The sequence below is a fragment of the Aestuariivirga sp. genome, assembly GCF_037139295.1.
Taxonomy (GTDB): domain Bacteria; phylum Pseudomonadota; class Alphaproteobacteria; order Rhizobiales; family Aestuariivirgaceae; genus Aestuariivirga.
Window position 1 is genome coordinate 1 of record NZ_JBAXGR010000097.1, and the last position, 11004, is coordinate 11004.

The 11004-nt window shown below is 63.2% G+C and carries 10 protein-coding genes; 9 read left to right on the plus strand and 1 reads right to left on the minus strand.

Going from position 1 to position 11004, the window contains the following annotated elements:
• The first annotated feature begins 537 nt into the window (after positions 1–537).
• The 9 genes from fabI to WCJ41_RS17470 all read left to right on the plus strand — a co-directional run bounded on the left by fabI (position 538) and on the right by WCJ41_RS17470 (position 10219).
• On the plus strand, positions 538–1302 hold the full coding sequence (gene fabI, locus WCJ41_RS17430) for an enoyl-ACP reductase FabI (protein ID WP_336907108.1): 765 nt from the start codon (positions 538–540) through the stop codon (positions 1300–1302).
• A gap of 8 nt (positions 1303–1310) precedes the next feature.
• Complete coding sequence (locus tag WCJ41_RS17435; RefSeq protein WP_336907109.1) at positions 1311–3830, plus strand: DUF3141 domain-containing protein; 2520 nt, start codon at positions 1311–1313, stop codon at positions 3828–3830.
• Complete coding sequence (locus WCJ41_RS17440; protein ID WP_336907110.1) at positions 3827–5215, plus strand: bifunctional enoyl-CoA hydratase/phosphate acetyltransferase; 1389 nt, start codon at positions 3827–3829, stop codon at positions 5213–5215. Before WCJ41_RS17435 ends, WCJ41_RS17440 begins: the two co-directional genes overlap by 4 nt.
• Positions 5212–6402 (plus strand): acetate kinase, encoded by a 1191-nt coding sequence (locus tag WCJ41_RS17445; RefSeq protein WP_336907111.1) that lies wholly within the window; start codon positions 5212–5214, stop codon positions 6400–6402. Before WCJ41_RS17440 ends, WCJ41_RS17445 begins: the two co-directional genes overlap by 4 nt.
• Positions 6402–7055, plus strand: coding sequence for a 3-oxoacid CoA-transferase subunit A (locus WCJ41_RS17450; protein ID WP_336907116.1), 654 nt, complete (start codon positions 6402–6404; stop codon positions 7053–7055). The genes WCJ41_RS17445 and WCJ41_RS17450 overlap by 1 nt, the downstream gene beginning before the upstream one ends.
• Positions 7056–7072: 17 nt before the next feature.
• A complete protein-coding gene (locus tag WCJ41_RS17455) occupies positions 7073–7726 on the plus strand; it encodes a 3-oxoacid CoA-transferase subunit B (protein WP_336907117.1) in 654 nt (217 codons plus the stop codon).
• A 24-nt stretch (positions 7727–7750) separates the two neighbouring features.
• Positions 7751–8533, plus strand: coding sequence for a 3-hydroxybutyrate dehydrogenase (locus WCJ41_RS17460; protein ID WP_336907112.1), 783 nt, complete (start codon positions 7751–7753; stop codon positions 8531–8533).
• 81 nt (positions 8534–8614) lie between these two features.
• Positions 8615–9463, plus strand: a complete 849-nt coding sequence (locus tag WCJ41_RS17465) for an alpha/beta hydrolase (protein WP_336907113.1) — start codon at positions 8615–8617, stop codon at positions 9461–9463.
• 321 nt (positions 9464–9784) lie between these two features.
• Positions 9785–10219, plus strand: coding sequence for an NUDIX hydrolase (locus WCJ41_RS17470; RefSeq protein ID WP_336907114.1), 435 nt, complete (start codon positions 9785–9787; stop codon positions 10217–10219).
• A 22-nt stretch (positions 10220–10241) separates the two neighbouring features.
• Here the strand turns inward: WCJ41_RS17470 and WCJ41_RS17475 are convergent, their stop codons facing one another.
• Positions 10242–10745, minus strand: coding sequence for a CYTH domain-containing protein (locus tag WCJ41_RS17475; protein WP_336907115.1), 504 nt, complete (start codon positions 10743–10745; stop codon positions 10242–10244).
• Positions 10746–11004: the final 259 nt, after the last annotated feature.

Genomic DNA, 11004 nt, shown 5'->3' on the forward strand with positions numbered 1-11004 from the left:
GCCCCCAGCGAGAACCGCCACGAAAAGCAGCTTGGTCCACAGCTTCGGAGGGCTGGTATCGAGCATTGATTGCGCGGCGACGGGGCTGTTGGACATCAGATTACCATCTCGCTGAAGATACGAAGATTTATTTATATAATTTACGATTTAGCAGCCCTGTATGACAAGTTTTTGCCGGGGGGCAAGGAGAAGCTCCCGCAGTTCAGTCACTGGGGTACCGGGACCATCCCAGGCTCCGAACGGGACGACCCTCTCCAGACGCTTGCTCTGATCGCGGTCCATGCGGCCGAGAATGGCACCAAGACAAGCGACGATGTGCGGCCCCATATTCAGCATCACGCATTCGGCCCGCTGGCCCATGACGGCATCCGCCGCTTCCGCGAGGCGGGTTTGAAACTCCGTCCTGTCCGAAGGACGCCGCGGCCCCCTCGAGAGCACTCATTGACCTCAGTCAAATCGCGCAATCGCAACCCAACCGTCACAATAACGTAACGCGAGCATTCTTGTGTTGCGATGCAACAACGGGATGTTAACAGGATGTTTTCGCTCGCAGGTCGCAAAATTCTGGTGGTCGGCATTGCAAATGAACACTCGATCGCATGGGGATGCGCCAAAGCGTTCAAGGCCCAAGGGGCAGACTTGGCCGTCACCTATCTCAATGACAAGGCGGCGCCCTTCGTGCGCCCCCTTGCCGAGGACGTGGGCGCGGAGATCATCATGCCGCTCGACGTCAGCAAGCCTGGCGAGCTCGAGGCGGTGTTCGACGAGATCGCCGCGCGCTGGGGCAGGCTCGATGTGCTGCTGCACTCCATCGCTTTCGCCCCGAAGCTCGACCTGCATGGCCGGGTGATCGACTCGAGCCCTGCGGGCTTCGGGCTTGCCATGGACGTGTCCGTCCACTCCTTCCTGCGCATGATCAAGCTGGCGGAGCCGCTGATGGCCGACGGCGGAACCTGCCTATCGGTGTCGTTCTTCGGTTCGACGCGCGTGGTGCGCAACTACAACATCATGGGCCCCGTGAAGGCCGCACTTGAGAGCGCCGTGCGTTATGCGGCGGCCGAACTCGGCGAAAAATCCATCACCGTCCATGCGATCTCGCCCGGCCCGCTGAAGACGCGTGCCGCCTCCGGCATCGCTGACTTCGACGAATTGCTCAACGAGGCCGCCGAACGTGCGCCCACCCACCAGCTGGCGACCATTGAGGACGTTGGGGCGGTGGCGGCCTTCCTGGCCTCACCTGCGGCCCGCAACCTGACCGGCGGCGTCCACGACGTCGACGGCGGCTTCTCCATCACGGCATGAGGATCACCATGACCAGCATCTTCGATCTCTTCACCATCGCCAATCAACCCGACGTGCCGCGGCCCGAGGCCGATGCGCTGGCCAAGCTTCATGGCGCGATGGAGGAAGCGCGCGGCGAATTGCAACAGGTGACCGAAACCGGTGACATGGTGGGCAAGGCGCTGACCCGCCACAGCAGCCGCATCCTGCATGACCACAGCGACCGCAGCCGCAAGACCCTCGACGCCGCCCATGCGGTGATGGACAGCTTCCGCAAGGCACAGGGCGGCAACCGGCTGCTGGAGGATTTCCAGAGCTACCTGCGCGATTCCGCCGAGCGCGCCATTCTGACCGCCGATACGCTGCGCAAGCGCGGCGACATCTTCCTCAGCCATGAGGCCGAGGGCTGCCCGCCGGTGCTCATGTATGACTATGAGATCGTGATGGACGGCGCCGACCTGCCGCTGCCCTGCAACTACATGCTCCTCAAGATCGTCCCGCCAAAGGGCGTGGAGATCGAAGACTCGAAGCGGCCCTTCATCATCATTGATCCGCGTGCCGGGCACGGCCCGGGCATCGGCGGCTTCAAGGCCGACAGCCAGGTTGGCGTGGCGCTGCGCGATGGCCATCCGGTCTATTTCGTCGCCTTCCGCCGCTTGCCGGAGAAGGGGCAGTTCCTGTCCTATGTGACGCGCGCCGAAGCCGCCTTCGTGCGTGAGGTGATGCGCCGCCATCCCGAGGCGCCAAAGCCGGTGATCGTCGGCAATTGCCAGGGCGGCTGGGCAACCCTGCTGCTTGCCGCCACCAACCCAGACCTCACCGGCCCGATCGTCATCAACGGCGCGCCGGTCGCCACCTGGGGCGGCGAAGTCGGCGAAAACCCGATGCGCTATACTGCCGGCGTCAATGGCGGAACATGGATCCCCATGATGCTCTCGGACCTGGGCGGCGGCCTGTTCGACGGTGCGCACCTGGTGCAGAATTTCGAGATGCTCAATCCGGCGCGCACCCTGTTCCGCAAATACACCGATCTCTACCGCGACATCGATAAGGGTGACGAACGCTTCCTCGAATTCGAGAAGTGGTGGGGTGGCCTGTTCCTGATGACGGAAGCGGAAATCCGCTGGATCGTCGAGCAGCTGTTCGTCGGCAACCGCCTCGTCAAGAACGAGGCGCGCATCGAGCCAGGCCGCCATGTCGACCTCAAGGCTATCCGCGCGCCGATCATCGTCTTCGCCAGCCATGGCGACAACATCACGCCGCCACAGCAGGCGCTGAACTGGATCGCCGAGACCTATGCCGACGTCTCCGAGATCCGCCTGCGCGGCCAGCGCATCATCTACATGGTGCATGACCAGGTAGGGCACCTCGGCATCTTCGTCTCCTCGCAGATCGCCAACAAGGAACACACCGAAGTCACCTCAACCCTCAATACCATCGAGGCGTTGGCACCCAACCTCTATGAAATGCGCATCGAGAACATCGAGGACAAGGACGGCGACAAGCACTTCACGGTGAGTTTCACCGAGCGTACGCTCGACGACATCCGCGGCCTCGATGACGGGGTGAGCGACGAGCGCCCCTTCGCCGCGGTGGCCCGGGCCTCGGAAATCCAGGCCCAGGCCTATGAGATGTGGATGAGGCCGATGCTGCGCGCCATGACCACCGACACCACCGCCGAGATGGGCCGCGCCCTCCACCCGCAGCGCCTGCAGCGGGCCATGATGTCGTCCAAGAACCCGGCCATGACGCCGGTGGAGCGGATTGCCGCCGACGTTCGCGAAAAGCGCCAAAAGGCGGGCCCCGGCAACCCCTTCATTGCGGCCGAGGAACTGGTCTTCGACATGATGGAGCAGGCGATCGATCTGTGGCGCGACCAGCGCGACATGATGACCGAGTTGATGTTCCAGAGCATCTGGAGCACGCCCTGGATGCGCGTATTCGGCCGCTCGCACGAAGCGCGCCGCACCCTGAAGAACACCTCCGAGCTGCAGGGTCTGCCGGAGGTCCAGGCGGCGCTGTTCAACATCGACCGGGGCGGCTTCGTCGAAGCGGTCATCCGCATGCTCGTCCTGCTGGCCGAAAATCGCGGCGGGGTGCGCCGCGACCGGCTCGAACGCTCGAGCCAGGTGCTGACCCGCGACGAGCCTTTCAAGTCGCTGGCGGCTGACCGCCGCGCCATGATCATCCATGAGCAGACCATCATCGCCAGCTTCGCCCTCGACAAGGCGGTGGAAACCTTGCCGCTGCTGCTCAGGACGGAAGATGAGCGTCAGCGCGCCGCGTCCGCCGTCCAGTTCATTGCAGGCCCCATCGCCGAGATGGCGCCCCGTACCCTCGAGATGCTGCAGAAGTTCCGTGTCGTGCTGGAGCTTCCGGCGATCACCGAGGACGTCTCCACGGACCCGCTGGACGAAGAAGACGTCTCCACGGACCCGCTGGACGATGAAGAAGAGGTGGCAGCACCGCGTCGCAAGGCCGCCGTATCCCGTGTCAAGGCCGCAGCCGTGAAGAAGCGCGTGCCGGTCCGCAAGGGAGGCGAGCGTTGAAACTCACCAACCGGACCTTCGCGGAACTCAATGTCGGCGACACTGCCGAACTGAAACGGCTGATCACCGCGGATGATCTCTATGTCTTCGCCACGGCCTCGGGCAACTTCAACCCCATGCACCTGCCGAAGATCGATGGCGATGGCGACGGCAAGGTCGATGCCGTGGCGCCCGGCATGCTCGTCGCTTCGCTGATCTCCGCCGTGCTCGGCACCATGCTGCCAGGTCCAGGCACGCTCTATCTTTCGCAGACTCTGAGTTTCCGCGGCCGCGCCCATGCGGGCGATGAGCTCATCTGCCGCGTCCGCGTGGAGGCGAAGGCCGACAATGGCGAAGTACGCCTCCTCACCGAGGTCTGCCGCAGCGATGACGGCAGTACCCTGCTCGAGGGCGAGGCCGTCGTCGAAGCGCCCCGCAGCAAATTCCAGGTCGACGACCTTGAGGTGCCGGGCCTCATCGTCCAGCGCCACCGTCATTTCGAGGCCCTGCTCGAACGGGCAAAGCCGCTGCCGCCGCTGGTAACCGCCGTGGTCTGCCCGGAGGATGAGAATTCCCTGAGCGGCGCCATTCTCGCCGCGCAGGAAGGCATCATCACGCCCATCCTCATCGGCAATGCTCAGCGCATCGCGGAGACCGCCCATGCCCTTGGCGCGGATATCGCAGGCTTCGAGGTGATGGACACGGGCAGCCACAAGGCTTCGGAAGCTGCCTGCCGGCTGGTGAATGACGGCAAGGCCGGCGCGGTGATGAAGGGGCACCTCCACACCGACGAGCTGCTGCGCCCGATGCTGGACAAGGTGAATGGCTTGCGGGTGGGCCGCCGCTTCACCCATGTATTCGTGATGGACGTGCCCGGCATGCCTTATCCGCTGCTGGTCACCGACGCGGCGATCAACATCGCGCCTGACCTCACCACAAAGATAGACATCGTGCAAAACGCCATTGACCTCGCCCGTTCCCTTGGCATCGATCCACCGCGCGTCGGAGTGCTTTCCGCCGTTGAAACCGTGAACCCCGACATCCAGTCATCGATCGACGCGGCGCTGCTATCAAAGATGGCCGACCGCGGCCAGATCACCGGCGGCATGGTCGACGGGCCGCTCGCCATGGACAATGCGGTGAGTCTCGCGGCCGCCCGCACCAAAGGCATCCGCGGTGACGTTGCGGGACAGGCCAACATCTTGGTCGTGCCGGGCATTGACGCGGGCAACATGCTGGCCAAGCAACTGGCCTTCGTCTCACACGCCGAAGGTGCCGGTCTGGTGCTCGGTGCCAGGGTGCCGGTCATCCTCAATTCACGCTCCGACGGGCGCATGTCGCGGCTTGCCTCATGCGCCGTCGCAGCCCTTCACCAGGCCCGCATGACGGCAGAGGTACAGACATGAGCAGGCCCGCCCTCCTTACCCTCAATGCCGGCTCGTCCTCGTTGAAATTCGCGCTGTTCCCTGCCGAGGGTGACCAGCCGCTGGCCTCGGGTCTTGCCGACCGCATCGGCCCCGAGGGTACGCTCAGCATCAAAGCGGCTGACGGGACCGCCCTGATCGGTGCCGAACATCCGAACGTGTCCTCCCATGCGGCGGCGCTCAGGAGCGCGCTCGCCATCCTGCTCGCGGCCTTTCCGGACCTCGAGATCACCGCGGTCGGCCATCGTGTCGTGCATGGTGGACCGGACCATGCCGCGCCGCTGCTGCTCGACGAGGCACGCATCGCCGAACTGGCGCGGCTCGAGCCCTTCGCGCCGCTGCACCAGCCGCACAATCTGGCCGGTGTGCGCGCCGCCATGGAGGCCTTTCCGAGGGCCGCGCAGGTGGCGTGCTTCGACACTGCATTCCACCGCTCGCATCCCTTCGTCAATGACACCTTCGCGCTGCCCCGCAGCTATTACGAGAAGGGCATCAGGCGCTACGGCTTCCACGGCCTGAGCTATGAATACATCGCGGGCGAGATCGCCCGCATCGCACCGCGGCTGGCCGAGGGCAAGCTGGTGGTGGCCCATCTCGGCAACGGGGCCTCGGTCTGCGCCATCCAGAACGGCAAGTCGGTTGCCTCGACCATGGGTTTCTCGGCGCTCGACGGCCTGCCCATGGGCACGCGCTCCGGGCAGATCGACCCCGGCGTCATCCTCTATCTGATGGACCAGGAGGGCCTGTCCGCGGCCGCCATCAGCGACCTTCTGTACAAGAAGTCGGGCCTGCTCGGCATGTCGGGCCTGTCCAACGACATGCGCGTGCTCGAGGCCGCCACCGACCCCCATGCCGCCGAGGCGATCGATTATTTCGTGTTCCGCGTCCAGCGTGAGATCGGCGCCATGGCGGCAGCCCTGGGCGGCATTGACGCCCTGGTATTCTGCGGCGGCATTGGTGAGAACGCACGCGGCATCCGCGCACGGATCTGCAGCCGCATGGCATGGATGGGAATCGAGCTCGACCATGCGCGCAATGAGGCAAATTCGCAGGTCATCAGCAGCGAGCTGGCGCGCGCCCAGGTGATGGTGATCCGCACCAACGAGGAACTCGTCATCGCCCGCGCCGTGCGGACGATGGTCAACCACAGCGAACGGAGCGCCGCATGATGAAACATTCCCTCAAGCCCGAAGCTGCGGCCGCCATGATACCCGATGGCGCCACGCTGCTGATCGGCGGATTCATGGGCGTGGGCACGCCCGAGCGGCTGATCGACGCACTGGTCGCGAGGGGTGCAAAGGGCCTCACCGTGGTCGCCAATGACTCGGCAACGCCGGGTCGCGGTATTGGCAAGCTGATCACGGCGGGCGCGGTCGCTCACATCATCACCTCCCACATCGGCCTCAACCCCGAGACCCAGCAGAAGCTCATTTCCGGCGAGATCACGGCGGAGCTCGTGCCGCAGGGCACCCTCGTCGAGCGCATCCGCGCTGCGGGCGTTGGGCTTGGCGGCATTCTCACCCCCACCGGGCTCGGCACCGAAGTGGAAGACGGCAAGCAGGTGGTCACCGTCGACGGCAAGCGCTACCTGCTGGAAACGCCGATCCACGGCGACTTCGCGCTGATCGCAGCGCAGCAGGCCGATTACGTGGGCAATCTCTGCTACACGCTCACCGCCCATAACTTCAACCCGATCATGGCCATGGCGGCGCGCACGGTAATCGCCGAGCCCGACACCATCGTGCCCGTCGGTGTCATCCCGCCCGACGCCGTGAAGACGCCCGGCGCTCTCATCGACCACATTCTCGAACGCGCAGCCTGAGGACGAACATGAACAAGATGGATTCCAAGGAATTGATCGCCCGTCGGGTGGCGCGCGAGATCGAGCCGGGCATGCTGGTCAATTTGGGTATCGGGCTGCCAAGCCTGGTGGCGGGTTATGTAGATGCGCGCCTCGGCGTATTTTTCCAAGCCGAAAACGGCGTCATCGGGCTGGGCGCCCGGCCGCCCGAAGGCATGCACGACAAGTACCTGACCGACGCAGGCGGCGGCTTCGTCACCGCCGTGCCTGGCGCGGCCTCGATCGACAGCGCCATGAGCTTCGGCCTGATCCGCGGCGGCCATCTCGACATGACAGTGCTCGGTGGTCTCGAGGTTGACGAGGCCGGGCGGTTGGCCAACTGGAAGGTGCCGGGCAAAATGGTACCCGGCATGGGCGGTGCGATGGATCTCGTCACCGGCGCCAAGCGCGTCGTCGTTGCCATGCAGCACACCGCAAAGGGCGAGCCTAAGATCGTCAAGCATTGCAGCTTGCCGCTCACCTCGCTGCGCTCTGTCGACATGGTCGTCACCGACCTCGCCGTCATCCGCTGCAGCGACGGACGCCTCCACCTGCTGGAGCGTGCGCCCGGCATCTCAGTTGAGGACATCGTGGCAGCCACGGCGGCTCCCCTCGTTATAGAGGGCGATGTTCCCGTGATGACCCTCAACTGACCCCACCTCGATAAGGTACAGAACATGAGCGAACGCAAATCCGCCATCGTGACGGGATCGACCAGTGGCATTGGCCTCGCCATTGCCTGGGAACTGGCGCGAGCCGGCTACAACATTGCGCTCAATGGCTTCGGCGAAGACGCCGAGATCGCCGCACTGCAGGATGATATGGAGTCGGAGACCGGCGTCAGTGTGGTTTACAGCCCTGCCGACATGTCGAGTCCGCACCAGATTGCCATCCTTGTCGAGGTCGCCCGCCGGGCCTTCGGTCGCATTGACATCGTGGTGAACAATGCTGGCATCCAGACAGTGGCCCCCATCGAGGAATTTCCGGTCGAGCGCTACGAGGCGATCATCGCGATCAACCTCTCGGCCGCATGGCACCTCACGCATCTGACGATGGCCGAAATGAAGGCGCGCAAGTGGGGCCGCTACATCAACATCGCCTCGGCGCATGGGCTCGTCGCATCGCCATTCAAATCGGCCTATGTGATAGCCAAGCACGGCTTGGTCGGCCTCACCAAAACAGTTGCTCTGGAGGGCGCCGAATTCGGCGTCACCGCCAACGCCATCTGCCCCGGCTATGTGCTGACACCGCTCGTTGAGAAGCAGATTCCTGAAACAGCCCTTGCCCGCCACATGACGCAGGAACAGGTGGTGCGCGACGTGCTGCTTGCTGCGCAGCCGACGAAACAGTTCGTGGAAGCGCGTCACATCGGCGAGCTCGCTGCCTTCCTGTGTACGGATGCAGGGTCACAGATCACCGGAACTGCTTTACCGATCGATGGAGGCTGGACGGCGCATTGATTGCTGCGGGTGCTCATCGCGGTCACTTGAAACTGTCGCAGGGCCGGATCATGAGCAGACAGGCATCCGCCGGAGTTTTCAATGATCTACGAATATTTCATGACCGCCGACAATGTGCGCCTCGCATACAAGGATGAGGGGTCGGGTCTGCCGCTGCTGGCCCTCGCCGGCCTCACCCGCGATGGCCGCGATTTCGACTATCTCTCCCACCACCTGCCGCGCTGTCGCTTGATCCGGCTCGACAGCCGCGGCCGCGGCGGCTCACAATGGGCAAATGTCGTTACCTATACGGTCGCCCACGAGGCGGCTGATGCCATTGCTTTGCTCGATCATCTGGATATCCCGCAGGCTGCCGTCATCGGTACCTCGCGCGGCGGCCTGCTCGGCCTGTTGATGGCTGCAACCGCCCGACAGCGGTTACTAGGCCTGTGCCTCAACGACGTCGGACCCGTGGTGGAGTTCCACGGCCTTGAGCGCATCGCTGAATATGTCGGCATCCATCCCGCCGTCGCAACCATCGAGGAGGTGATGGACCGCCTTCCCGCCCGCTCGCCGGGCTTCGTTGACGTGCCAGACTTCCGCTGGGCTGAAGAGGCTGTCCGCCACTTCGTCGAAACCCCGGACGGTCTCAACAATCCCTATGATCCTGCCATCGGCGAAGCGCTGCGCGCCGCACTGACAAAGCCGCTCGCCGATGCGTGGCCCCTCTTCGACGCCTGCGCCGGCCTCCCCCTGGCCCTGATCCGCGCCGAAAACTCTGACATCCTGTCTCAAGCGACGGCAACTGAAATGCGCAGACGCCGGCCTGACATGCTTTTTGCCGAGGTGGCGAAGCGCGGTCACGCGCCCTTCCTTGACGAGCCCGCAGCGATTTCTCTAATCCATGAGTGGCTGACGGAGTTAGAGGACTACCGGCCCCCGGCCGAGTAAACCTCAATCCCAGAAGATGTCCTGCCGCTTGAAGTCCTTTCACTTTTTCGCAAGTTGCGAACCCGGCCACGAGGGTCGCGTGGCGGTACCAACCCAGGAGATAGCCTGACGCAAAATGAACGTCCGCATCCAATGAGAGGACAAGCGACTCGACAAGGGCCGCTGCGGTTGCCGCGTCATTGTGGGCCCCGAGGTCTCTGAGCATACCTCAAGCTACGACACGACGTACAAAGAGTCGTTCGCAATATTGCAATATGACGGGTACATGACGAAACTCCTGTGCATATTTGATGTCGAATCACGAAGAGTGCCTGAGTTCCCATGTTTCGCCAGATCGCTGCCCTCCCCGTACAGTTTGCCGTCGACGGAAGCCTTTATTTGTATCTGGTGACCAGCCGGGGCGGCGGCCGATGGATCATCCCGAAGGGCAATCCCATCCCGGGTCTCGACGCGCATGAAGTGGCGGCGCAAGAGGCTTTCGAGGAAGCGGGATTGGTGGGACGCGTCATGCCGCTGTGCGTTGGTACATTTGAGTTCGACCGCGCTCGCCGCATTGCGGAAGGCAAGTGCATCGTCGATGTCTACCCCATGATTGTCGAGAGACAGGTTAGAAAGTTCGACGAAAAACGGCAGCGACGAGTGCTGCGCTGCGATCTCGAGACCGCGCTGTCCCTAGTGACCTTGCAGACGCTGGCTGCACTTATTGACCGTTACGGCAGGCACAGCGGCTCGGTGCGGCGCGCAGGAAAAAAATAGACCCGAGGAGGGGCAAATCAGGTCAACTTTCACCCGAGGATGATATATCCACGCTATCTTCCAAGGGCAGCCCCTGCCTGGCGCGCAGAAGATTGATCTTTCTGTAGGGTGGCTCCGCTGTCACCTCATGCCCAATCCAGTCTGGCATGGTCACGGGCTGGTCGAGCGACTCGAGTTCCACCTCCGCAAGAATGATACCCTTGAGAAGGCCTTCATATTCGTCCACCTCCCAAGTCAACCCGGCCTGAACGATGTAATGCCTGACCTTCTGGACGACTGTGTTGCCGCAAGCGATGAGAAGCCGCTCAGCATCCTTGCGCGGAATGTCATACTCGAATTCTTCACGCTGCCCGCGAACACGCCGCGTCTTCACGGCGAGGGTTGAGCGGTCCCCAATGATCCGAACCCTGACTTTGCGCTCATCATTTGCGGCCAGAAGGCCGTCCTGAATCGTTTCGCTACGCTTCACCAGAGACCGCCAACGCTCCGACGCAAGCGGAAACTTGCGCTCGATTTCAATCTTCATAAAACCCCTATCGCAATACCTCTGTCTCGAATACTTAGCCGGATTATCAAAATCAATTAGACTGCGCGCCCATATACAGCCTTTGGGTGCAACGCTGTCACAGATTCGTTGCAAAGACACTGCATTTTTAGACCATATAATCAGATGGGAGACGGCAGATGAGCGCAACTCCGACGCTTGAGGAAGAATATGTCCGCCAGGACTGGCTCGACACTCTAGACGAGGAACTCGAGCAGGAACTGGACGACGGCCGCCTCGA

What these genes read in the sequence shown, in the direction of transcription:
- WCJ41_RS17445 (WP_336907111.1), top strand. Translation starts at nt 5,212, where the DNA reads ATGAGCAGGCCCGCCCTCCTTACCCTCAATGCCGGCTCGTCCTCGTTG.
- WCJ41_RS17455 (WP_336907117.1), top strand. Translation starts at nt 7,073, where the DNA reads ATGGATTCCAAGGAATTGATCGCCCGTCGGGTGGCGCGCGAGATCGAG.
- WCJ41_RS17450 (WP_336907116.1), top strand. Translation starts at nt 6,402, where the DNA reads ATGAAACATTCCCTCAAGCCCGAAGCTGCGGCCGCCATGATACCCGAT.
- WCJ41_RS17435 (WP_336907109.1), top strand. Translation starts at nt 1,311, where the DNA reads ATGACCAGCATCTTCGATCTCTTCACCATCGCCAATCAACCCGACGTG.
- fabI (WP_336907108.1), top strand. Translation starts at nt 538, where the DNA reads ATGTTTTCGCTCGCAGGTCGCAAAATTCTGGTGGTCGGCATTGCAAAT.
- WCJ41_RS17475 (WP_336907115.1), bottom strand. Translation starts at nt 10,745, where the DNA reads ATGAAGATTGAAATCGAGCGCAAGTTTCCGCTTGCGTCGGAGCGTTGG.
- WCJ41_RS17460 (WP_336907112.1), top strand. Translation starts at nt 7,751, where the DNA reads ATGAGCGAACGCAAATCCGCCATCGTGACGGGATCGACCAGTGGCATT.
- WCJ41_RS17470 (WP_336907114.1), top strand. Translation starts at nt 9,785, where the DNA reads ATGTTTCGCCAGATCGCTGCCCTCCCCGTACAGTTTGCCGTCGACGGA.
- WCJ41_RS17465 (WP_336907113.1), top strand. Translation starts at nt 8,615, where the DNA reads ATGATCTACGAATATTTCATGACCGCCGACAATGTGCGCCTCGCATAC.